The organism is Nocardiopsis sp. ATB16-24 (genome assembly GCF_030271535.1).
Lineage (GTDB): Bacteria > Actinomycetota > Actinomycetes > Streptosporangiales > Streptosporangiaceae > Nocardiopsis.
The window spans coordinates 169,369-192,754 of record NZ_JASCXJ010000006.1; the positions used below are offsets into that span (position 1 = coordinate 169,369).

The 23,386-nt window shown below is 69.7% G+C and carries 18 protein-coding genes; 13 read left to right on the plus strand and 5 right to left on the minus strand.

Going from position 1 to position 23,386, the window contains the following annotated elements; all coding sequences use genetic code 11:
* Positions 1–67: 67 nt before the first annotated feature.
* The 4 genes from PFX91_RS09595 to PFX91_RS09610 all read right to left on the minus strand — a co-directional run bounded on the left by PFX91_RS09595 (position 68) and on the right by PFX91_RS09610 (position 6,811).
* Positions 68–1,528, minus strand: a complete 1,461-nt coding sequence (locus PFX91_RS09595; RefSeq protein WP_502888292.1) for a polysaccharide deacetylase family protein — start codon at positions 1,526–1,528, stop codon at positions 68–70.
* 348 nt (positions 1,529–1,876) lie between these two features.
* Positions 1,877–3,418 (minus strand): polysaccharide deacetylase family protein, encoded by a 1,542-nt coding sequence (locus tag PFX91_RS09600; RefSeq protein WP_285731099.1) that lies wholly within the window; start codon positions 3,416–3,418, stop codon positions 1,877–1,879.
* Positions 3,419–4,146: 728 nt separating this feature from the next.
* On the minus strand, positions 4,147–5,202 hold the full coding sequence (locus tag PFX91_RS09605) for a DUF3558 domain-containing protein (RefSeq protein WP_285730982.1): 1,056 nt from the start codon (positions 5,200–5,202) through the stop codon (positions 4,147–4,149).
* A 565-nt stretch (positions 5,203–5,767) separates the two neighbouring features.
* Positions 5,768–6,811 carry a coiled-coil domain-containing protein gene (locus PFX91_RS09610; protein ID WP_285730984.1) on the minus strand — a complete coding sequence of 348 codons (1,044 nt, stop codon included), beginning with the start codon at positions 6,809–6,811 and terminating at the stop codon, positions 5,768–5,770.
* A gap of 527 nt (positions 6,812–7,338) precedes the next feature.
* On the opposite strand from PFX91_RS09610, the gene PFX91_RS09615 reads away from it, so the two are divergent.
* The 6 genes from PFX91_RS09615 (at position 7,339) to PFX91_RS09640 (ending at position 13,110) form a co-directional block, all read left to right on the plus strand.
* Positions 7,339–8,295 (plus strand): methionine ABC transporter ATP-binding protein, encoded by a 957-nt coding sequence (locus PFX91_RS09615; RefSeq protein WP_285731101.1) that lies wholly within the window; start codon positions 7,339–7,341, stop codon positions 8,293–8,295.
* Between the two features lie 26 nt (positions 8,296–8,321).
* Complete coding sequence (locus tag PFX91_RS09620; RefSeq protein WP_285731103.1) at positions 8,322–9,026, plus strand: methionine ABC transporter permease; 705 nt, start codon at positions 8,322–8,324, stop codon at positions 9,024–9,026.
* A 367-nt stretch (positions 9,027–9,393) separates the two neighbouring features.
* The gene (locus PFX91_RS09625; RefSeq protein WP_285730986.1) at positions 9,394–10,791 is read left to right on the plus strand and encodes a GH1 family beta-glucosidase; all 1,398 of its coding nucleotides are present in this window, start codon (positions 9,394–9,396) and stop codon (positions 10,789–10,791) included.
* 185 nt (positions 10,792–10,976) lie between these two features.
* Positions 10,977–12,011 carry a LacI family DNA-binding transcriptional regulator gene (locus PFX91_RS09630; protein WP_285730987.1) on the plus strand — a complete coding sequence of 345 codons (1,035 nt, stop codon included), beginning with the start codon at positions 10,977–10,979 and terminating at the stop codon, positions 12,009–12,011.
* A 151-nt stretch (positions 12,012–12,162) separates the two neighbouring features.
* A complete protein-coding gene (locus tag PFX91_RS09635) occupies positions 12,163–12,393 on the plus strand; it encodes a hypothetical protein (protein WP_285730989.1) in 231 nt (76 codons plus the stop codon).
* A 51-nt stretch (positions 12,394–12,444) separates the two neighbouring features.
* Entirely contained in the window at positions 12,445–13,110 is a 666-nt protein-coding gene (locus PFX91_RS09640; RefSeq protein WP_285730990.1) for a hypothetical protein, read from the plus strand.
* Between the two features lie 14 nt (positions 13,111–13,124).
* Here PFX91_RS09640 and PFX91_RS09645 read toward each other — a convergent pair whose 3' ends face one another.
* A complete protein-coding gene (locus PFX91_RS09645; protein WP_285730991.1) occupies positions 13,125–14,303 on the minus strand; it encodes a M15 family metallopeptidase in 1,179 nt (392 codons plus the stop codon).
* A gap of 704 nt (positions 14,304–15,007) precedes the next feature.
* Here PFX91_RS09645 and PFX91_RS09650 point away from each other — a divergent pair.
* The 7 genes from PFX91_RS09650 to pgsA all read left to right on the plus strand — a co-directional run bounded on the left by PFX91_RS09650 (position 15,008) and on the right by pgsA (position 23,383).
* A complete protein-coding gene (locus tag PFX91_RS09650; protein WP_285731104.1) occupies positions 15,008–18,223 on the plus strand; it encodes a sensor histidine kinase in 3,216 nt (1,071 codons plus the stop codon).
* A 231-nt stretch (positions 18,224–18,454) separates the two neighbouring features.
* Positions 18,455–18,856 (plus strand): roadblock/LC7 domain-containing protein, encoded by a 402-nt coding sequence (locus tag PFX91_RS09655; RefSeq protein WP_014909276.1) that lies wholly within the window; start codon positions 18,455–18,457, stop codon positions 18,854–18,856.
* Between the two features lie 98 nt (positions 18,857–18,954).
* Positions 18,955–19,371, plus strand: coding sequence for a DUF742 domain-containing protein (locus PFX91_RS09660; protein WP_285731105.1), 417 nt, complete (start codon positions 18,955–18,957; stop codon positions 19,369–19,371).
* Between the two features lie 34 nt (positions 19,372–19,405).
* On the plus strand, positions 19,406–19,999 hold the full coding sequence (locus PFX91_RS09665) for a GTP-binding protein (protein WP_017572034.1): 594 nt from the start codon (positions 19,406–19,408) through the stop codon (positions 19,997–19,999).
* 85 nt (positions 20,000–20,084) lie between these two features.
* Positions 20,085–21,767 carry a DUF885 domain-containing protein gene (locus PFX91_RS09670; RefSeq protein ID WP_285731005.1) on the plus strand — a complete coding sequence of 561 codons (1,683 nt, stop codon included), beginning with the start codon at positions 20,085–20,087 and terminating at the stop codon, positions 21,765–21,767.
* Positions 21,768–22,008: 241 nt separating this feature from the next.
* Positions 22,009–22,584, plus strand: a complete 576-nt coding sequence (locus PFX91_RS09675; protein WP_285731007.1) for an HIT family protein — start codon at positions 22,009–22,011, stop codon at positions 22,582–22,584.
* A 163-nt stretch (positions 22,585–22,747) separates the two neighbouring features.
* Positions 22,748–23,383, plus strand: a complete 636-nt coding sequence (gene pgsA / locus PFX91_RS09680; RefSeq protein WP_285731107.1) for a phosphatidylinositol phosphate synthase — start codon at positions 22,748–22,750, stop codon at positions 23,381–23,383.
* Positions 23,384–23,386 lie beyond the last annotated feature (3 nt).

Here is a 23,386-nt window from a genome sequence, read left to right on the forward strand (position 1 = left end):
GTCGACGTTCGCGTTCGGACACGCCGTTCGGTGACGGGTGGGGACGTCCCCGTCACCGGAGCCGGGGTCACGCCTGGGCGGGCTCGCCCAGTCCCTCGGGCGGGTAGCTCTTCCCCGGTTCGAGGTCGTCGTAGATCCGGCTGACGGTCACGAACTCATACCCTTCCTCGCGCAGTCGCTCGATGATCTCCGGGGTGGCCGCCAGCGTCGGCGCCAGGGTGTCGTGCAACAGCACCACCGCCCCGGGCTCGGCCCCCTCCACCACGCTGTCCACGATCTCGTCGCGACTCAGGCCGGTCCAGTCCTCGCTGTCCTGGCTCCACAGGATCTCGGCCATGTCCTGGCGGCCGATCTCCTTCAACACCGCGGGCGAACTGTCCCCGAACGGCGGACGGAACAGTTGCACGGTGTGGCCGGTCTGTCGGCGGACCATCGCGCTCACCGCGGCCACCTGGCCGACCAGTTCCTCCTCGGAGAAATACTCCGGCATGTGCTCGTGAAGGTCGTTGTGGCTGGCGATCTCGTGGCCCTCGGCGTAGGCACGCCGCAGCACGGAGGGGCGGGACAGAGCCGGGTCGCCGTTCAGGAAGAAGGAGACCGTCACCTCCTTCTCCGCCAACAGGTCGAGCAGGTGCGGTGTCGTCTCGGCCGGGCCGTCGTCGAAGGTCAGCGCGATGCACTTGGCCTTCGCGCAGTCCACGCCCTCATCGCCCGTGGTGATCACCCCCGGCACCGGCGGAGGGGACTGCGGTCGGGCGGCGGGCTCGTCCACGGCCGGCACGGGCTCCTCGGCCAGTGACGCCTCCCTCGCCCGCTCACCCAGGTCCGACAGCAGCGGCAGCGCCTCCTCCGAGGGGATCACCGCGACCATCCGACCCGGTTCGGTGGAAGGGACGTGACCCTCCACGGACGGGGACAGGTGTCCATCGTCGAACTCCACCACCAGATCACCGTCGGTGTTGAAACCCATGGAGTCGTACGTGCGCAACACCGGATGCAGACCCTCCATGTCCACGTTCTCCTCGCCGGCGAACGCCTCGCGCACGAGCCCGTTGAGCTCCTCCAGGGCCGCGTCGTCGGCCAGCAGTTCCGTGGCGTAGGCGGTGTGGCCGGTGGCCGTGTCGTACCAGTACGTCTCATACCCCTGGCGCAACCCGTGGTAGTCCTCCTCGGTCCGTGTCAGGCGCACGCCCAGCACCCCGTTCCCCGCCGCGGTGACCTCCCAGTCGATGTCCAGACTCACCGGGTCGCGACTGGCGCCCCGGAAGTCCCGCACCTCCTGGTCCACCCGGGCGGCCAACTCCTCGGCGAACGCCTCGGCCCCCTCGAACAGTGGGTAGGCCACGTCGATCTCCAGGCCCTTGGGCCGGTAGGGATGATCCTCGAAGTGGTCGGCGCCACCGCGCCACTCCGTGACCGCCCCGTCGGGCTCGTCCCACACCACCGTGATCAGTTCGGACTCCGGGGGGTCCGTGACCGCGCTCCCCGTGCCGCAGGCCGACAGTGGGAGGACCAGTGCCGTGAGCACGGCGGTGGACCTTCTCGTCCCGCGCCTCCGCGCCGTACGACCTTTCTGCTCTCGACGTCGGACGGTTTCGTTGGCTCGGCTCGACGACGACACCGGATCCCCTATCCCTAGCGGTGCTCACACGGCTGCCGGCGACAGGATGGGAGGCACCGCCCCCGAGGGGGACGGAAAGGTGTTCCACGGGTCAGTGGTGCCCACTGCTCCTCGCACGCGGACATCCGTCCCGGTCCGTACCCGCCGGTCCGGGCCCTCCAGCGCCGGAGACCATCGTCTCTCGGATCCCCGCAAAAGTCGCGGGACTCTCCGTTGTGAGCCCATGTCGGCGAACCCGGACCGGGACGTCCGGCCTCAGACGTCGTCGGCGACCTCGTCGCCCGGCTCGGGAACCCCCGCGATGTAGGTCTCCCCGGGGACCGTCGTGCCCAGGAGTTGGGAGACGGTGACCATGGTGTACCCGCGAGCGTCCAGTTCCCTGATGATCGTGTGCGAGGCGTCGATGGTGGTGTCGTGGATGTCGTGCATGAGGATGATCGCCCCGTTCGAGGCACCGTCCAACGCCCGGGAGGCGACCACCAAGGCCTCCCGGTCCTTCCAGTCGTTGGTGTCCACGCTCCACAGGATCTGGGCCAGTCCCATGTCCGCGGTCACCGACGCCACACCCTCGTCGGTGGAACCGTAGGGGGGTCGCATCAGGTCCATGGTGTAGCCGGTCTCGCGGTACACCAATGCCTGCACGGGATCCAGGTTCGACCGCACCCCGTCCGGGCCCAGGGAGGCCAGGTCCGGATGGCTCAGGGTGTGGTTGGCCAGCTCGTGCCCCTCGGCGTAGGCGCGCCGCACAGTGTACGGGTTCTCCATGATCGGGTATCCGGAGACGAAGAAGGTGGCGCGCGCGTCGTACTCGGCGAGGAGGTCCAACAGTTCGGGAGTACGCCCTCCGGGACCGTCGTCATAGGTCAGGGCCACGCACGTGGTGTCGGGGGCGGAGCAGTCGACGTCCTGATCCACCGCGGGCAGCTCCCCGGGCACACGGTCGTCCCGCCGGCCGTCCTTGTCGGCCTGGGGCGGAGCGGCGATCTCGAAGCGTTCCACACCGACCGTCGCGGCGTCGCGTACGCGCGCACCCACTTCGGAGAGCAGGTCCCGGGCCTCCTCGGACGCGATCACCGCGTGCACGCGGCCCTCCTCCACGGGGGCCACCTGACCGGTGTCGAACTCCACCACCAGGTCTCCGTCGGGGTTGAACCCCACCGAGTCGTACAGGGCGCTGATCGGATGGATGCTGCTCGTGTCCACGGCACCGTGGTCCCCGCCGACGCCCACGGCCCTTTCACGCACCAGCTCGTTGAGCCGCTCCAGCTCCTCCTGCCCGGCGAGCAGGGCGGTGGAGGGGTGGTGCTCCGCGGTGGCGGTGTCGTACCAGTAGGTGGTGTACCCCTCCTTGGGGCCCTCGGAGTCGGTTTCGGTCCGCGTCATCCTGACCCCGAGCAGACCGTCGCCGGCGGTGGTGAGGTTCCACGCGGCCTCGAAGGAGACCGCGCCCGGGGCGGCCGTCTCGAAAGCGCGCACCTCCTCGCCGAGCCGACGCTCCAGGAAGGCGGTCAGCGGCTCGGCGTTGGGGATGACCGGGAAGGTCACCGACGCGGGGACGCCCCCGTCGTAGGAGAGTTCGGCCTCGCTCACCCCCACCACGCTCTCCGCCTCCACCATGGTCAGCCCGTCGGGCTCCCCCAACGCGGGAGGCGTCTGTGCGACCTCGGAGGCGGGATCGGAGGCGTTCTCCGACGAGGAGTGCTCGGACACGGAGGGTGGTCGCGCCGACAGCAGCACCATCCCGGCCAGGACCAGCGACGCCACCACCACCGTGAGGAGGGGATGCTCAGGCGCCATGGAGGGGGGTGACTGCTTCTTCACGGGGAGATCTCCACGTTCATCGTCGAACGAACACCGGCGGGGAGCAGGGGGTTCGCCCGCAGGACGCTTCATGTCAGGTGTGACGTCGGTCATGCGGCCGGGGTTCTCGTCGTTTTGACCGACGAGGAAAGGGGTGCGCCCACTACGGAGGGCGAGGGGGGCCTTCCTATACTCGCAGGCGCGGGAGGTACGTGGGCCCTCCCACGGACCGAACCGACCCCGGAGGGGACGGGACGCGTCGAAAGAGCGGCCCGACGGGAACCCGGGACCGCGCCGCGGCGGCGAGGGGCGACGGACGTCGCCACAGGCACCGGTGAACCGGTCGAGGGCCGGCGGCCGGGAAGCGGTGACCATGAGCAGGAGCGGTGCCCGCACCGCGCGTGTGCTCGGTGGAGGAGATCGAAGAGGCGCCGCGATCGACGGTCTCGCGCGTCGACGCCGCGAACCTGTGGTGGGTCGACCTCGACCTCGGGATCGAGGCACGGGACCACGCCGAGGCCGAACCGGCCCCGCGCGACATGGCGGAGGCGGTCCGCGGACGCGCACCGATCTGTTCGGCTCCTCGGAGCCGGGGCGTCGCGCGGTGCCCCGAGCGCGTCGGGGACGTCGAAGCCTCTCGGCTCCCAAGGGACGCCGGGCACCGGGGTGACGACGAGGGGGCCGTGGCCAAAGCCACGACCCCCTCGTCCTGTCGTGCGGAACGGTCAGGTGCCGACCACGGCCAGCGCCTCGGCGCCGGCGTTGAGCATGATCTCCTCGACGTTGTCGGGCATGACCAGGTCCTCGGCGGTGTCATCGCCGCTGAAGGACGGGTGCAGCTGGTACTCGATCCGGATGTTGAGGTTCGCGGTGCGGATCAGCAGCACGGCCTGGGGGATGTCGTCGCCCAGGAAGTCGTACTTCGTCAGGACGTAGTGGGCCTCGTCACCGAGGTCCACGTCCTTGCTCTCCTCCACGTTGTCGGCCTCGTAGAAGGTGTTGTACTGGCCCTTGCCGTTGACCTCGTCCACGCGGCTCTGGTAGTCGGACTTGGCGGCCTCCACGGAGTCCGCGGCGGAGTAGGGCGTGCTGTACTCGATCTCGAAGGCCGCGTAGCCGCCGGGGTCGTTGCCCTCCGGTGCGGCGCCGTCCAGGGTGTCACAGTAGGAGGTCTCGTCCCGGACCGACTTGCTTCCGCCGTCCTGGATGAGGAAGTCGGAGACCACCTGGTCGGTGAAGGCGTCGCAGGGCTCGGTCGGAACGGAGTAGGGGGGCTCACCCGCGGGTTCCGCGTCGGGGGCGGGCTGGGGGTCGTCACCGCCCTCGTCGTCCTCCACGACCTCCTCGCTGTCCTGGGAGGTGGGGTCGGGCGCGGCGACCTGGTCCCCGTTGCCGTTGGTGACGAGCATGACCAGGACGGCGATCACCAGGACGACGATGACGGCACCGCCGCCGATGACCACCCACAGTCCGGCCTTGCTCCCGCCGCCCGAAGGCTGCTGGGGCGGCGGCGGGTAGCCCGGACCCCCGGGCCCGCCGGGGCCGCCGGGACCGCCCGGATAGGGAGGCTGTCCGCCCGCGTACATCTGTTGTTCGGGTGCCCCGGGGTATCCCGGAGGCCCACCGTAACCAGGTTGGCCGCCGTAACCGGGTTGACCACCGGTGCCCTGGTCACCGTACGGTGCGCCGTGGGGCTGGCCGTAGGGCTGCTGGCCCCCACTGTTGTCCCCGCCACCGTAGGGGTTCTGCGGTGGCTGGTTGTAAGGTCCGTTTTCGCTCATGGCTCCCCTCGCCCGTGTCTGATGGCCGTGTTCTTTGGGACGCATGTGTGCGCCTGTGGGTTCTCATGCCTTCCCGTACCGTGACTTTCGCGCTGGAACCCGGGAATCGTGTGAGGGGAGGCGCACCAACCGCTGCTGCCGTTCCGCGGGCGAGTGCGGGGGCATGGGGCGGGGCGTTCCCCGTGTCCGTGAGGAGGCTTCCGTGGACCGTGGGAGGCCGACCACCCGAGGCGGGTGTGGATCAGCGTATCCCCCGGTCGGGGGACCGGACGTGTTGCATCCTAGCTGTGAGCATGGGGTCAAGGGCAGGTCGGGTGGGGGGCCATGAGGGGAATCGTCACTGTTTTGTGTCGATTGTGCAGGAGCTCATCATGCACGTGACGCAATCGTGGCCGGAGGGTGGGGGGAACCGTGTCCTGCCTCCGGTAGGCGGGGCCGGGGCGGGCTCCGTCGCCTGTTCGCCCGCCCCTCGACACGTCGGCGTCGGCCGGAACGAGGGCGGGCGGTGTCCACCGGCGCCGGGGGAGGGGGGCGAATCCCGCAACAGACGGGATTCGTCCCCCTATCAGAACATCGAGATGTGCACGTGGTCGAAGTGGTTCTCGGTGAGGTTGCCGCGGTCGGCCATCGGGCGCCAGTCCGTGTCCCCCCGGCGCACGTCCCAGATCTGCTGTCGATAGATGACGTACATGATCCCGAGGTCGTCGGCGTTCTCCCTCGCCCACTCCGCGATCGCCCAGCCACGGTCGATCTGCTCCTGTGAGGGCGTGCCGCCGCTGGGATGCAACATGAAGTCGCAGGCCCGACCCTTGGGATGTTCACCGACCACCCAGCCGCCGACCTCCCGGTAACAGCCCACGCCGCCCACGTCCCGGCCCTCACCGAACTTCTCGATCACCAACTCGCGCATCTGCTCGGTGCGCGGGGTGATGTTGTAGGGACCTCCCATCGGCTGCTCGGGATGGTCGGCGATCAACCGCTGTACCTCCAGTCGGCGGTCCTCCAGTTCCTGGAGGTCCTCCTCGGCCTCGCTCAACCGCTCCTCGGCGGTCTCCCGAGCGGTCTCGTCGCGGCTCAGCGCCTGGTCGAGCTGGTCGATCTTGTCCTGGTTGCTGGTGGACAGGTAGTCGATCACCACCGCCCGGTCGATGACCTCGTCGGGTTCGGCCTCGACGAACAGCGACATCGACGGATCGATCCCGCCGCTGGTGTAGGTGGCCACCGCCAACGCCCGCACCTGGGCCCGCGCCTCCTCCACGTCCTCGCGGGTGCTCTCCGCGCGTTCCTCGGCGCGCTCGGCCTCGGCGATGACGCCCTCCATGTCCCGCAGATCTCCCTGGTAGTCCTCGCTCAGGGCCTTCGCGCGCTCCTTCAGGGAGCTCATGCTCTCGGGTTCCATCGGTGTCGCCGTGGCCGGAGAGGGAGGGAGGAACAGCAAGACCCCGAGCAGGGCCGAGGCGAGGGCGAGGGTGCGGACACGGTCGGCGCCGGTGGGCGCGGCGAACACCGCGGCCAGTGCTCGGACCCGGTCGGCCCAGGCCGTTTCGGCGGGGTCGGAGGCCCAGAAGTCGGCGAAATCGTCCACGCGGTTCTGGTGGTCGGACTGCACGGTGTGGTCGCTCCTCGGTCCCGTGCGCCCCCTGTGGGCACGGGGCGGGCGGGCACTGCTTCTCGTCGTTTCCCGAACCGGGTCGGTGGTCGAAGTCGGATCCGCGACACCGGTTCTCTCGCTCGCGCCCGGGGGCCTGGGCCGAGGCTGAGAGGGACGGGGCGGTCATGAGTGTAGGCACTCGGGCTGGGGATTCGGGAGAGAAGGGATGATTCCACCGTGCGACGAGCACCTCAATGTGGCCTACATAACCTAGCCATAAGGTGCTTTTACGGCGAACCAACTCGATTGTTCATGGTTGAGTGAGAATCGTGGGCGATCCCACGCGCGACCGGGGGATCGAGGCTCGGACCTGGGCCGACACCGCCTGGCGGGCCGGGCCGTCACGCGGCGGCGAGTCGCCGCCGTTCGTCCAGGGCCCGCTCCGTAGGCTCGGGCGTGGGCGTCGAACCCACGCGCCGGTTCCGCCCGCCCGGGCGCCGTGAGACCACCGCCGAGACGTCGATGGGAAGACCGTGATTGACGCAGTGGGCCTGCACAAGGTCTACAGGTTGAAGAAGCGCCGGGTGACCGCTCTGAAAGGCGTCGACCTCCACGTCGAGCCCGGCGAGATCTTCGGGGTGGTCGGTCAGAGCGGCGCGGGCAAGAGCACCCTGCTCCGTTCGGTCAACCTCCTGGAACGACCCGACGCCGGGACGGTCCACGTCGCGGGCGAGGAGCTCACCGCGTTGCGCGGTGCCCGCCTGCGCGCCGCCCGTCGCGGCATCGGCATGATCCACCAGCACTTCGCGCTGTTGTCCTCGCGCACCGTCGCGGGCAACGTGGGGTTCCCGCTGGAGGTCTCCGGTGTCGATCGGGCACGTCGCAGGGCCCGCGTGGGCGAACTCCTCGAACTGGTGGGGCTGAGCGACAAGGCACGGGCCTACCCCTCCCAGCTCTCGGGTGGTCAAAAGCAGCGTGTGGGGATCGCCCGCGCCCTGGCCTCGGGCCCGCAGGTCCTGCTCAGCGACGAGGCCACCTCCGCGCTCGACCCCGTGACCACCGACTCCATCCTCGCGTTGCTGCGCCGGCTGCGCGACGAGCTCGGTCTGACCATCCTGCTGATCACGCACGAGATGGACGTGATCAAGAGGATCTGTGACTCCGCGGCGATCATGGAGGCCGGGGAGTTCCGCGAGTCCGGTCGGGTCCTGGACCTGATCGGTACACCGGGCTCGCTGCTGGCCCGTTCCCTCTTCCCCCTGCCCGCCCACAGGGGCGCGGACACCGTGTACGTCACCTACCCGCGCTCCTACGACGAGCCGCTCATGTCGGAGCTCACGCGGCGGTTCGACGTGGACGTCAACATCCTCGGCGGTGGTGTGGAGGAGGTCGCCGGACAGTCCGTGGGACGTCTGAGCGTGGACCTGCGCGGAGAGCGCCGGAGGCAGGCCCTGACCTACCTGGCCGAGCAGGGACTGCTGGTCGAGGAGGCCGGAAAGTGACCGTCATCCCCGTCGACGGCCTCGTCATGGCCACCGAGGACACGGGTGCCTGGAACGCCGTCGTGGACTTCGTCCGGGCCTGGCCCGAGATGTGGCCCACCCTCTGGCTGGGCACGATGGACACCGTCTACATGGTCTGGTGGGCGACCGTCTTCAGTCTCCTGTTCGGTCTGCCGCTGGGCGTGCTGCTCGTGACCACGGACAAGGGCGGTCTCACCCCGGCGCCGACCGTGCGCGCGGTGCTCAGCGCCATCGTCAACATCGGCCGTTCGCTGCCTTTCATCGTCCTGATGGTGGCGGTGCTGACGCTCACGCGTTTCCTGGTGGGGACCACCCTGGGGCCCACCGCGGCGATCGTGCCCCTGAGCATCGGGGCGATCCCCTTCTTCGCGCGTTTGGTGGAGACCTCCCTGCGGGAGGTGGACCGAGAGGTCATCGAGGCCGCGCACGCCATGGGCACCCGCCGCTTCACCATCGTGGGCAAGGTGATGCTGCCCGAGGCGCTTCCCGGCCTCATCGCCGGACTGGTGATGACCGTGGTCACCCTCATCTCCTACTCGGCGATGGCGGGGGCCATCGGAGGCGGAGGCCTGGGCGACCTGGCCATCCGCGAGGGCTACCAGCGTTTCAACGACCACTACCTATGGGCCACGGTCATCCTGCTCATCGTGATCGTCCAGATCGCGCAGAGCCTCGGCGACCTGTTGGTGCGCAGACTGTCCCGACGCTGAGGGGTCGCCGGCCGGGCCTGACACCGCCCGGGGCGGCCCTTGCGCGGCCCTCCTCTCTCCTTCGAGCGACATCGGACGACGACCGATACGGGCGGACGCCGAGCGGTGGCGTGCGAACGGTACGCTCTGCGGACACGCCGACTGGCCTCGTCGAAGGACGTGGCGGCGGAGCGCCCTGCGCCGCCCGACTTCCGGAGAGCGGGCCGTCCGAAGGCCGGAGACACCCGACGTCGCCATGGCCTTGGGCCCGTAACGGTTGGGTTGCGGTGCGGGCAATGTCGATTGACATCAAAGTACTTCTCTGTTTGTTTTATGGGAGCGCTCCCAAAACGATGTCCCCTCGTCATGGAAGGTGCGTACACCAACAGTGAGCAACCGCAACGATTTCCCTGAGGGCTTCCTCTGGGGGGCGGCCACCGCCTCGTTCCAGATCGAAGGCGCCACGACCGCGGACGGCCGAGGCCGCAGTATCTGGGACACCTTCGCCGAGACCCCCGGCAAGGTCCTGGGCGGCGACACCGGTGACCCCGCCGACGACCACTACAACCGCTACGCCGACGACGTCGCCCTCATGAGCCGACTCAACCTGGGCGCGTACCGCTTCTCCATCGCCTGGCCCCGGATCATCCCCGAGGGCGGCGGCGCCGTGAACCAGGCCGGCATCGACTTCTACGACCGTCTGGTGGACACCCTCCTGGCCGCCGGGATCCAGCCTTGGGCCACGCTCTACCACTGGGACCTGCCCCAGCCGCTGGAGGACGCGGGCGGTTGGCCGCACCGGGACACCGCCTACCGCTTCCGCGATTACGCCCAGGTCGTCGCCGAGGCGCTCGGTGACCGCGTCGGTGACTGGATGACCATCAACGAGCCCTGGTGCTCGGCCTTCCTCGGCTACCACAACGGTCACCACGCGCCCGGACGCAAGGACGCCCCCGCGGCACTGGCCGCCGCCCATCACCTGCTGCTCGGCCACGGCCTGGCGGTCGAGGCGATCCGCTCCACCGGACGCCCCGCCCGGGTGGGCCTGGCCCACAACCAGGCGGTCATCCGTCCCCACGGACCCAGCGCCGAGGACGCCCGTGCGGCCCGACGCGCCGACGGTGTGCGCAACCGCATCTTCACCGACCCCCTGTTCAAGGGCCGCTACCCGGCGGACGTGATCGAGGAGCTCGCCGACATCAGCGACTTCTCCTTCCTCCTCGACGGTGACATGGACATCACCTCGGCCCCGTTGGACTTCCTGGGCATCAACTACTACTCGCCCGAGTTCGTCGCCGCTTCCGCCAAGGGCCTGGACCCGGCCCGGGTCAGCGGTGAGGGCGATGCCTGGCTCGGTGCCGAGCCCGAGGAGGTGCACGTCTCCCAGGGGCTGCCCGTCACCCACATGGGCTGGGAGATCGATCCCACCGGCATGTACGACGTGATCACGCGCCTGGCCGGTGAGACCGGCGGCATCGACCTCTACGTCACCGAGAACGGTTGTGCCTTCGAGGACACCCTCACCGAGAACGGCGAGGTCAACGACCGTGACCGGGTCGACTACTACGAGGGCCACCTCAGAGCCGCCAAGGAGGCCCTCGCGGCCGGGGCGCCCCTGCGCGGCTACTTCGCCTGGTCGCTCCTGGATAATTTCGAATGGGCGTGGGGATACTCCCGCAGATTCGGAATCGTGCACGTCGACTACGAGACCCAGAAGCGGACAGTGAAGGACAGCGGTCACTGGTACGCCGAGCTGGCCAGGACGGGACGGTTCCCGAAGCGCTGAACCAAGGCGTTCCCGTGGTCGCGGGAACGCCGGTCCGGTCACACGCGGACGACGGTGGGGTGCCCCGTGGGGCACCCCACGCGTTCGTTCCCCATCGCCGTGACGGTGGGAAGGACCCCCGTCGCGTCGCGGCAGGGGCGGAGTGTCCGGACCGCGGAAGACGATTTCCCAGAGGGAGCCTCGAAGTGGTCAAGAGCGGTCAAGGTCGGAAGCGTCCGACCCTGGAGATGGTGGCGCAGCGTGCCGGGGTCGGACGTGGGACCGTCTCCCGTGTGATCAACGGCTCCGCCCAGGTGAGTCCGCGTACGAGGGAGGCCGTGCACAGCGCGATAGCCGAACTCGGGTACAGCCCGAACCAGGCCGCGCGCACGCTGGTGACAAGACGCACCGACACCATCGCGCTGGTCGTCTCCGAGCCCCGTGACCGATTGTTCGCCGATCCCTTCTTCGCGGACATCATCCGCGGTGTCAGCTCGGTCCTGCACGAACGCGACCAGCAGTTGATGCTGACCACGGCGCGTAGTGAGGCCGAGCACAAGCGCGTGGGCGACTATCTCAGCGGCTTCCACGTGGACGGGGCGCTGTTGGTGTCCCTGCATCGGGACGACCCGCTGTCGGCCCGCCTGGACGAGGCGGGCGTGCCCGTGGTGCACGGTGGCCGTCCCCACTCACCCGACCAACCCGCTCCCTACTGTGTCGACATCGACAACGTCGGCGGGGCCAGGGCGGCGACCCGACACCTGCTGGACCGCGGGTGCCGACGGGTGGCCACCATCACCGGTCCCCAGGACATGAACGCCGGTGTGGAGCGTCTACGCGGCTACCACGAGGTCATGGCCGCCTCCGGACGGGAGGTCGACGAAAGCCTCGTGGTCCAAGGCGACTTCAGCGTGGAGGGGGGAGCCGAGGCGATGCGTCGGCTGCTGGACACCGGCCTGGAGCCCGACGGTGTGTTCGTGGCCTCCGACATGATGGCCATCGGAGGCCTGCGGGTACTGCGCTCCCGAGGGCTGCGGGTACCCGAGGACGTCGCCGTGGTGGGCTACGACGACACCGTCATGGCCCAGCACAGCGACCCGCCTTTGACCACCGTCCACCAGCCGACGGTGAGAATGGGCCAGGAGATGGCGCGACTGCTGGTGGACGTGGCGATTCCGCACACGATGGAGGCCGAGACGGTCCTGCTCGACACCCACCTGGTGGTACGCGAGAGCGGCTGAGACCGACGGGCCGTCCGTGTGGAGCCCGAGCCCGCCACCCGGTGTGACGGGTCCCCGGCTCGGCCCGGCTTCCTCGTCCCGATCGCGGCTGGACGCGCAGGTGAACACTGTGCAAGGCTGGTCGCGATTTCGCGGGAGACGGTGGGAGCGCATGGACCCGACGCGGGAACCGACACATACCCGGTGCGCGATTTCCTCGTGCGGATGGTGCGAGCAGGACGGAGTCGACTGCCGGTTCTGCTCCGGGACCGGATGGTGGCGGCCGGAGAGACCACACCGGGACGGCAGCGGGGTCATCGTCTGGGTCCGGGTCGAGGAACCCTGTCGTGGTTGCGCCGGGACGGGAAAGGAACACAGCCCGACCGCCGCCCATGGCGGATAGGGCCGGTACGCGAGGGCGATCCGCGACCCCGGGTGGACAAGGAGAGACGACATGCGCTGGGTGACCTACCTGTCACCGAGTGGAGGTGGCGAGCGCGTCGGGGTCCTGGACGACGGGGACGTGCTCGGCGCTCCCGGGAACGAACGTCTCGTCGACCTGCTGGAGGCGGGCGGAGCGGCCCTACGAGAGGCCTACGGGCGTGCGGGCGACACGCCGGTCGAGATCATCGTCGAACCCGAGGCACGCATGTGCGCACCTGTGACGCCCGTCTCCCCGGTCCCGGTACGCGCGGGCGAGGAGGTATGGCGGATCGGGCCCGAACTGGTGCGGGGCGCGGACGACGCCGTGCCCTCCGGCGCGCGTACGGCCCGCCTGGGGGTCGCCGCCGTCGCCGGGGGAGAGGGGCCGGCGAGCGCCTACACCCCCGCCTGTCTGTGGCTGGACGGAGAGGGTCGACCGCTACAGCTGAACCTGGGACCCGTGCTGACCACCGCCGAGGAGGTGGCGGAGGGAGGGCTGGAGTTGTCCGCCTCGGTGGACGAGCGGGAGGTGACCCGTGGGACGGTCGACCCCGCCCATGAGTGGCTGGTGTCGGGCCCCGAGGGCGTCCGGGCGTTGCTGCCGGTGGCCACACCGTCGTTGGAGGCCGACGACGAACTCTTCGTGGAGGCCGACGGCCTGGGCTCCTTCGAGGTCCGGGTGGGTTCCCAGGTCTGAGCGGGGCCCGGGTCTCAGGAGGCGTCGAACTCCCAGTGCCAGGGTTCGTATCCGCCGCGCGCCCACACCGGGTTGTCCCAGCCGTAGCGGGGCGCGTTGGCCAGCATCCACTCGTGCTCGGGGGTGCCCGACCGGTTCACCCCACCGCACAGGTCCACGGCCAGCCCCAGCCCGTGCCGACTGGTCCCCGGGTCGGCGGCCATACCCGGCACCATCTCCCGGAACAGGCGCACCTGCTCGTGGTAGGGCCGGTAGGAGTCGGCGACGCACATCGGTCTGCCGAACGCCTTCCGGTAGGCGCCGTCGAGTTCGATGAAGGCCGCGGCGGCGTCGGCCCTCAACCGCTCGCCGGGCTGGGGGAGCGGGCACAGCAGTGTTTCGGGGATGTGTCCGTTGGCGTGGACGGTCACGTCCGCACCGGTACAGCCGGAGCCCGGGCCCCCGTCCACGGCGACGTCCGTGGTGCTCGCCTTGGTGTCGTCCCCCTCTCCCGGGACGTCGTCGTCCTCGGTGGGCGCGATCGCCGCACGCGCTCCGCGCAGTGCCCGCTCACGCCGTCGTTCCGCCGCTCGGGGATCGACTTCCTTGGCGAGTTCGGCCTCCAGTCGGGTCTGCTCCTCCAGCAGTTCCTCGAGCGCCTCCTCCCGCTCGGTGACGGCGCGCACGGCCTCCTCCCGCGCGGCGGCAGCGGCCTCCACCGCCTCGCTCTGCTCGTGCTCGGCGGCCTCGGCGATCTCGGCCAGGGTGTCCGTGGCCACCCGCGCCGCCTCTCCACGGTCCACGTCGGCCTCGCGGTGCTCGCCCAACAGGGACAGGTACGCGCCGCGTTCGAGCACCTCCGAGGGCCCGCCGGTCCAGGCGGACAACATGCCGAGGTCACCGCCCTTGTAGGCGGTGGAGGCCTGCCGGGCCGCGGCCAGGCGTGCGGTGCGTCCCCGTTCGTCGGCCTCCTCGGCGCGTTCCTCGGAGGACCTCCGGCGTTCGGTCAGCTCCGTCAGGCGTTCCCGCTCGGCCTCGTAACGCTCGATCTTGGCCGACGCCTCCTGACGGAGGGTCTCCATGCCCGCGCGCAGTATCGCCAACTCCACCCGAACGTCACCGGGTGAGGATCTCTCGACCGGGCCGGAGTCGTCCGCGCCCCCGGACGTGGCGGTCGAGAGCACCAGCAGCGCGGCCAAGCCCACAGGAAGCACGGCAGTGACCGAAAAGGCGCGTCCGGAAGTCCGGTGTATCTCCGTCGCAGAGTGACTCTCCGATTCCTTGTCATGACCGAACGTGCCCGAGGTGGGGCGTGACAAGGGACGCATCTCCGTTTCCTTCCCAGGGCCTGCGTATACGTCTTGTCACGATGTCATGTCAGGGCGGTGTTGGTGGGGAAGCTGCCGGTGTGTCCAAAAAGTTACTTGAGTCCCCTGGGGGTTTCGGTCGGCCGCTCTGACCTGGGGGGTTGGCAATAATGTCGGATCCACGGGCATTATGGGTCCGGGCCGCGGAAGATGTTCCCGCCGAAGGTCGCGAAACCACCGAGGCGAGCCCTTCGCGCCCATTGGTACGCTATGCATCGCACGCGCACCCACTCGGACACCTTGGGGTGCGCGGCTCCTCCCCTCCCAGGCGAGTCCGGCGGACAGTCTTCACATCTCCCCACATTCCCCACCGTTTCCGGTTCGGTGGACCAGTGGTCTCTACCGATCTCCATGAAGGCACTTCGGCCGAGGCGGTCGGCCCCTGGGGTCCAACCAGCCGCTCGAAGCGGTGACACGAAAGGTTGCGAGGGTCCGTGTCGACACGAGCGACGAAGAACGGGGCCAGTGCGCAGAGCGAGGCAGCGCAGGCCGAACATGCCGATGCCACGCCCCAGCGCAGAGCCGACTGGTGGCGGCCACGTAACTGGCGGGTGCGCTCCCGACTGGTGGCCCTCATCGTCATTCCCACCGCCGTGGCGCTCGCGCTCGGTGGTCTGCGCGTCTACGAGGCGGCGGTCTCCACCGTCACCCACGCCCACATCCAGGACCGCGCCGAGGTGGGCGTCCTGGTCGTGCAGCTGGCCAACCAGCTGGGACGCGAGCGCTCCGCGAGCGCGATCTACATCTCCGACAACGCCGATCCCGCCCGGCGGTCGGACGAGCTGCGCCAGCGGATGGAGGAGGAGCGCGACGCCTCCCGCGACATCCAGCAGACCCTCACCGCCAGGCTCGAGGACATGGGAGAGGTCCAGGGCAACGCCGCCACGCGTCTGTCGGGTATGCGCAGTCAGATCTCCACACTGGAGGCCCTGCGCACCGAGGTCGACGAGACCCGCATCACCGTTCTTCCGGTCGTCACCAAGTACCGGACGGTCTCCCGTTCCCTGGCGGAGTTCAACCAGACGATCGCGGACGAGACCGGTGACACCGAGCTGAGGGAGAGCGTCCGTGCGCTGACCGCCCTGTCCAACGCGCGGGACCAGCTCTCGTACGAGACCGCGTTGATGAGTCACTCGCTGGCCCGCAACACGATGACCGGTGGTATCTCCGAGGCCATCGACTCCAGCCGCGCCCGCTACGAGAACGAGATCTCCAACTTCGCCCAGGCCGCGTCGGAGGACCAGCGCAGGACCTTCGACGACAACTTCACCGGCCTGGAGGTCAGCCAGGTCTCCACGATGCGCATGCGCGTCATGTACCGCGCCGATCGTGGTGACCAGCTCACCGGTGTGACCGAGAACGATGGCCCCGAGTCCTACCGCGAGATCGCCGACTCGGCTCTGGAACGTCTCCAGACGGTCGAGGAGAGCGTCGCCGAGGGCATCGCCGACGAGGCCAACGAGCTGCGGGACGGGGCCATCGCGCGAGCCCTCATGGACCTCGTCCTCGTCGCGGCGGTGCTCCTGGCGGTCTTCATCCTGACCTCCCTGGTGGTCCGCTCCCTGGTGCGCCCGCTGCGCACCCTGGAGGACGGTGCCCGCCGGGTGGCCGAGCGTGACCTGCCCGACGCGATCAACCGGATGCAGGAGGCCGGGACCGTTCCCGAGAACGTCAAGGTCACGCCGATCGAGGTCGACACCCACGACGAGATCGGCGAGGTCGCCCGCGCCTTCGACGACGTCCACCGCGTGGCCCTCACACTGGCCTCCGACGAGGCGGCCCTGCGCAGCAACGTCAACGCGATGTTCGTCAACCTGTCCCGCCGAAGCCAGACGCTGGTGGAGCGGCAGCTGCGCCTCATCGACGGCCTGGAACAGTCCGAACAGGACTCCGACCGCCTCTCCGACCTGTTCCAGCTGGACCACCTCGCCACGCGCATGCGCCGCAACAACGAGAACCTGCTGGTCCTGTCCGGCCAGGACAACACCCGTAAGTGGGCCCAGCCCGTCCCGCTGGTCGACGTTCTGCGCGGTGCCGTGTCCGAGGTCGAGCAGTACGAGCGTGTCAACGTGCGCGCACCCTCCCACATCTCGGTGCTCGGCCGTCCGGTCAACGACATCATCCACCTGATCGCCGAGCTGGTGGAGAACGCCACCGCCTTCTCGCCGCACGACACCGAGGTCCTGGTCAGCGCCAAGGGCCTGGACAACGGAGGCGTCCAGGTCGACGTCACCGACAGCGGCATCGGCATGGCGGCCGAGGACCTGGAGGCGATCAACGCCCGCCTGGCGGCTCCGCCCCGCATCGACGTCGCGGTCTCGCGCCGCATGGGCCTGTTCGTGGTCTCGCGTCTGGCCAACCGTCACGGAGTCAAGGTCCGTCTACAGGAGGCGCACGGCGGCGGGACCACCGCCCGCGTCATCTTCCCGCCGGACCTGCTGATCACCCCCGTCGACGGACAGCACGCCCTGGGAGGCGGAGGCAACCGCCCCGAGCTCACCTCCGGCGTACCCTCCACCTACGCCGACGCCGAGGCCGCCTTCGCCTCCACTCCGGCGCCCGCCGAGCCGAACGACCCTTGGCAGACCCAGGAGGCCGGGAGCGGTCTCGGCGACATGGCCGGCCTTCCCAAACGTCAGCCCGGCGGCTCCTCGCGTACGGAGGAACACCCGCCCAGCGGCCAGGACCTGTGGAGCACCACCAGGGGAGCGGGGACCACCGGCGGCGCCGGCGGCACGGGCGGCTCCGTCGTCGACCCCTACGACGTCCCCGAGGAGGAGGAACCGCAGCGCCCGCAGCCCGAGAGCGGGGGCCGCAGTCTCTTCGATCCGGCCCCCCGCGCGGACGCGGGAGGCGACCGGCCCTTCGGTGACGGCGGCTCCGTGGGCCGCTCCTCCGACACCGGCTCCTTCAGCAGGCCGACCGACACCGGGGCCTTCCGCCGCCCCTCCACCGACACCGGGGCCTTCCGCCACCCGGTGGGGTCGACCGACTCCTACGACGCCTTCGACGGCTCCGCGAGGTCGGCCCGGTCCGGGGCCGAGGACGACAACGGCGCGGGAGACCTGTTCCGACGAGGCACGGGGACACCGGAGAAGCCGGCCGCCCCGGCCCGCTCGGACGACACCGAGACCTTCCCCGCGATCTCGGACTGGAACAAGGGGACCTCGTCACAGACCCCGTCGTCCTCCGACACCGGCGGCTGGCGCTCCGGTGGTGCCTCCGACTCCCGTGAGGGATACGGCTCCACCGCCTACCTCTCCCGCCGTTACGGTGGCGCTCAGGGACCGAACAACACCGTCGTTCCGCCCAGTCCCTCGGGCGAGGAGAACGACTCGCTGCCGATCTTCGACGCGATCGAGTCCAACTGGTTCAAGCGACGCACGGGGGGACCCACCGTGGACACCACGGAGACGGGCCCCATCAAGCAGGTCCCCGCGGACCAGGGGCGGCAGGCGCAGCCGTCCGGCGTCGAGCCACGTTCCCAGGCCGCCCAGAGCCCCCACTCCGAGCAGGAGTGGACCTCGGCCGCCGACCGTGGATGGAAGGCCGCCCGTACCGCGGTGGAGCCCCTGGCGGGCGGGCTGACCACCTCGGGGTTGCCAAAACGGGTTCCCAAGGCAAACCTTGTTCCGGGAACGGCGCCCAAGCCGGAGAACTTCAAGCAGATGCCCACCCGTAGCGCCGAACGCGTCCGCAACCGCTTCTCCGGCTTCCAGAAGGGTGTCCGGGAAGGACGGAACCGGCTCGGTGAAGGTGAGAGGTGACCTCAGTGGAACCTGGCGGGACGGGGTCCCCCTTATCCCCGGACGCGGGATGCAATAGCATCTACCGAGCTTCTCGAACGCGCCACACCCGTAGCTTGAAGAGTGCAGAACACCAGACTCCCGGCTCCTCCACGGGAGGGGTCGGGCAGTTCGTAGAGGCAGTGCTGTCACATGCTGTGCCGGCGGTAGCAGTGCCCACAGACCAGCCGGCGAATTTGGACAGGAGATCAGATGAGTCGACAGGTGAATGAACTCAACTGGTTGATCACTGATTTTGCCGACCGGGTCCCCGATGTCGCCCACGCGATCGTCGTCTCCTCTGACGGCCTTCCACTGGCTTCGTCCGCGGGTTTCCCGGCCGACCGGGCCGACCAGCTGGCAGCGATCGCCTCCGGCCTGTCGAGCCTGACCCAGGGTGCGGCACGGGTGTTCGAAGGTGGCGCCGTCGCCCAGACCGTCGTGGAGATGGAGCGGGGGCTGATGCTCATCATGGCCATCAGTGACGGCTCCTGTCTCGCGGTCCTGGCGGCCGCGGAGAGCGACCTCGGTCTGGTCGCGTACGAGATGACTCTGCTCGTCGAGCGGGCGGGGCGGGCGCTGACACCAACGGCGCGCACCTCGGGAATCCACTGAACCACCACCGACAGGAGGAAGTGGTGGCACCTCACAGTAGAGATGCCGGGAGCGCCTCGTGGTTCGGACAACAGCCGAGCAATCCCCCCGCGGGGGGAATGCCGGCGGTTCCGGGCGGCGGAGATGTTCCTCGACCAATCCAACAACCGTATGAACAAAGATCCGCTGGAGGGAGCGCGCCCAGTTCGCTGGTCCGTCCCTACGCGGTGACCAAGGGCCGTACCAAGCCGAAGTCTCAGCTTCCCCTGGAAGCCCTGATCTCGGCCACGGCGGCGGCCCGCAACGAGTCTGGGACGCTGACGCCCGAGTGGCAGGCGATCAGCGACCTGTGCCGGGAATGGCGTTCCGTAGCGGAGATCTCCGCGCTGTTGCGGATGCCACTCGGTGTGGCGCGGGTGCTTGTGGCGGACATGTCCGAGCAGGGACTGGTCCAGATCAGGTCCTCGCTCAACAACGATGCCCGCCCCAACACCAACCTGCTTGAAAGGGTGCTCAGTGGACTTCGCAAGCTCTAACCCAGCCGAGGAAGGCGGTGTTGGGGGAAGCGCGATGACGTCGGTCAAGATCGTCGTCGCGGGGGGCTTCGGTGTCGGGAAGACGACATTCGTTGGCTCCGTCTCCGAGATCGTGCCGCTGACCACCGAGGCGGTCATGACCAGCGCCAGCGTGGGGGTGGACGATCTCGCCAAGACACCGGACAAGCAGACCACCACCGTGGCCATGGACTTCGGCCGCGTCTCCCTGGATTCGGACCTGATCCTGTACCTGTTCGGAACCCCCGGGCAGCACCGTTTCTGGTTCATGTGGGACGACCTGGTCAAAGGAGCCATCGGCGCGGTCGTGCTCGTGGACACACGCCGCCTGGCGGACTGCTTCCCCGCGATCGACTACTTCGAGGAAGCGCGTCTGCCCTTCATCGTCGCGATCAACGGCTTCGACGGCTACTACCCTCACGCCGCGGACGAGGTCCGGGACGCTTTGACGCTCAGCCCGGAGATCCCCATCGTCCAGGTGGACGCCCGGGACCGCGCGTCCACCAAGTCGACGCTCATCACCCTCGTCGAGCACGCCATCACGGTGGGGGACCCCGAGGGCGCCGCCGGACAGCCCACCTCCACGGGTGGCCAGAACTCCTGGCGCTAGGACCACCCGGGCCGGGGTCCCGCACAGAACACGGCCCGGTTCCCGCGAGTCGGGGACCGGGCCTTCGTGCCGGCATCATGGCGCAATGAGCTCTTCCTCCGACGCAGAAGCGATGACCCGGCGATTCCGGGACGTGGCCGGGCGTGTGCTCGACTTCCTGCTCGAAGACGCTCCCGAGTGGGCGCTGGACCTGGGCGACACACGTGGCGCGGACCGACTGTCCGACCATTCCGTCGAGGCCGACCTGAACCGCGTGGCGTCGCTCATCGACGCACTCGGTTCCCTGGACGAGATCGACGGTGACCTCATCCCCGAGGGGGACCGGGTCGATCTGGAGGTCCTGCGGGCCCGCGTCAGCGCCGACCTGTGGCACACCGCCGAACTGCGTCCGCACACCTGGAACCCTCTCCTGCACTCTCCCGGAGAGACCCTGTACGCCCTCCTGGAACGCGACGACCTGCCCCCGCCCGAACGGCTCCGGGCGGTCGCCGCGCGCTGTGCGGCCCTGCCCGACTACCTCGCCACGGCACGCGCGCGCCTGACGGAGGGGCCCGGAATGCCCCGTGTACACGTCGAAACGGCTCTGGCGCAGGCCGAGGGGGCCCGGACCATGCTCCTCTCCCGGGTGCCCGCCCTGGCCTCCTTGGAGTCTTGGGGGTCCTCGGAGACGGAGCCGGCCCGCCTGGCGGCCCTGGCCGCCGTGGAGGAGCACGTGGACTGGTTGCGCACCCGACTGGAGGGAGCCACCGCCGACCCCCGACTGGGAGAGCGTGCCTACGCCGCCCGACTGTGGTACACGCTCGACTCCGAACTGTCGCCGGAAGCGCTGCTGGTGCGCGCCGAGAGCGACCTGATCGCCACCGAGGAGGAGATCGCCGAGGTCGCCGCCGAGTACAGGGACGCGCCGCGTCGCCCCGGACAGGTGGCCGAGGTGCTCGCCGAGATCGCCGAGGACGACGCCACCGGCCCCGACACCGTGTACGACGTCTGCGCCGAGGCGCTGACACACCTGGACCGACGGGTACGCGACCTCGACATCGTGACGGTGTACGACGACCCGGTGCGGATCGTCGCGATGCCCGAGTCCCGCCGGGGCGTCTCCGTGGCCTACTGCGACGCCCCCGGGCCCCTGGGCCCCGGAACGGGGGAGCGGCCCACCCTGATCGCGGTCTCACCGCCTCCCGCGGACTGGACCGCGCGACGCCGGGAGTCCTTCTTCCGCGAGTACAACGCGAGCATGCTGCGCGACCTGATGGTCCACGAGGCCATGCCGGGCCATGCCCTGCAACTGGCCCACGCCATGCGTCACACCGGCGGTACCAGGGTCGGCAACGTCCTGCGCAGCGGCACCTTCGTCGAGGGGTGGGCGGTCTACGCCGAAGAGGTCGTGGCCGGGCACGGCTGGTCGGACGACCGCCGCGAGAACCTGGTCCTGCGCCTGACGCAGCTCAAGATGCGCCTGCGCACGATCCTCAACGCGATCCTCGACGTGCGCCTGCACGCCGGTGACCTCACCGAGTCGGAGGCGCTCTCCCTGCTCGTCCGACGCGGACACCAGGAGGAGGGCGAGGCCGTCGGCAAGTGGCATCGTGCCCGGCTCACCAGTGCCCAGCTGTCCACCTACTACGTGGGTTACACCGAGATGTCCGACATCGCCCGTGATTTGGTCGCGGCACGCCCCTCGCTCACCGAGCGCCGTCGTCACGACGCGATGCTGGCTCATGGCAGTCCGCCTCCGCGCCACCTGCGCACGCTGCTGGGCCTTTAGGCCGCGTGTTCCTCGGGCCCGTGCCCCGCCTCGGCCCGCCCATGGTCCTCCCCCACCCCCGGTGAAGGTCGCCGAGGGCGGTCCCTTCGCTCCAGGTCCTCGAACACGAGGGGCCGCGGCGCCCCGCGGAGCGGCCGTCCCCTCTCCTCCAGAAGGGACGCACCACCTGTGACGCCTCCCCTCGCCCGCGCTTCTATGCTTGGTGAGGCAACAGAACACAGGCCAAGGAAACGGACGAGCCATGCGCGGTGCCGACAACGAGCACGGAAACGGTTCCGGAGATCCTCCCGGCGCGGGGACCGGAGTCCCCGACGGTTGGGAGCGGCTGTGGACGCCGCACCGTATGGCCTACATCAAGGGCGAGAACAAGCCCACCGACCCACGGCCCCAGGACGGTTGTCCCTTCTGCCTCGCGCCGGGGCTGTCCGGCCCCGAGGGTCTCGTGGTCCACCGGGGCGCGTCGGCCTACGTGGTCCTCAACCTCTATCCCTACAACAGCGGCCACCTGCTGGTGTGCCCCTACCGCCACGTCGCGGACTACACCGCCATGGACGAGGACGAGACCATGGAGGTGGCCCTGCTCACCCAGGCGGGCATCAGCGCCCTGACCTCCGCCTACGGGCCGCAGGGCTTCAACGTCGGTATGAACCTCGGTAACGTGGCGGGCGCGGGCATCGCCGCGCACCTGCACCAGCACGTCGTTCCCCGCTGGGGAGGGGACGCCAACTTCATGCCCGTCGTCGGCCGAACGAAGGTGTTGCCCGAGATGTTGGAGCGGACCCGGGACAGGTTGGCCGAACACTGGCCCAGAGACTGACGGGCCTCGGGGACGGGGCGGGGATGGTGACCGACCGCCGTGCCCCCTCCCCCCGCGCCGTGACGCGGCCAAGCGGCGGCGCGCCGTCGCCCAGGTGCGGTTCCCACCTCCACGACCTCTCCCGCCCTACGATCGCAAAGACATGCTGAAAATCCTTCGTCCCATGATCTTCCGGGTCACCACCCCGCTCGGTCGGAGCCTCGCCCGGATCGGCCTGACCCCCAACCTCGTCACCATCATCGGAACCGTCGGGGTGGTCGTCAGCGCCCTGTACTTCTACCCCCGCGGGCAGTTGTACGCGGGTTCGGTGATCATCACGGTCTTCGCCCTCTTCGACATGCTCGACGGCGCCGTGGCCAGGGCCAACGACAGCGCCAGCGCCTTCGGCGCCTTCCTGGACTCCAGCCTGGACCGGGTGGCCGACGCCGCCATCCTCGCCGGCCTCCTGTGGTGGTTCATCGGCGACGGCGACGACCCCCTGCTCGCGGGGCTCACCCTCTTCTGCCTCATCAGCGGCTTCATGGTGTCCTACATCAAGGCGCGAGCCGAAGGGCTGGGGGTCAACTGCGACGTCGGCGTCGCCGAGCGCACCGAGCGCCTGGTGATCATCCTGGTCGCCGTGGGACTCAGCGACCTGGGCGTCCCCTACATCCTGGCCGGAGGGCTGTGGCTGCTCGCCCCGATGAGCCTGCTCACCGTCCTGCAACGCCTGCTGGAGACCCGTGCGCGCCTCAGCGGCCCCGGACTCGCCGACGCCGACGAGACGGCCGGAGGCAACGACACCGGTGGCGGGGTCTGAGGG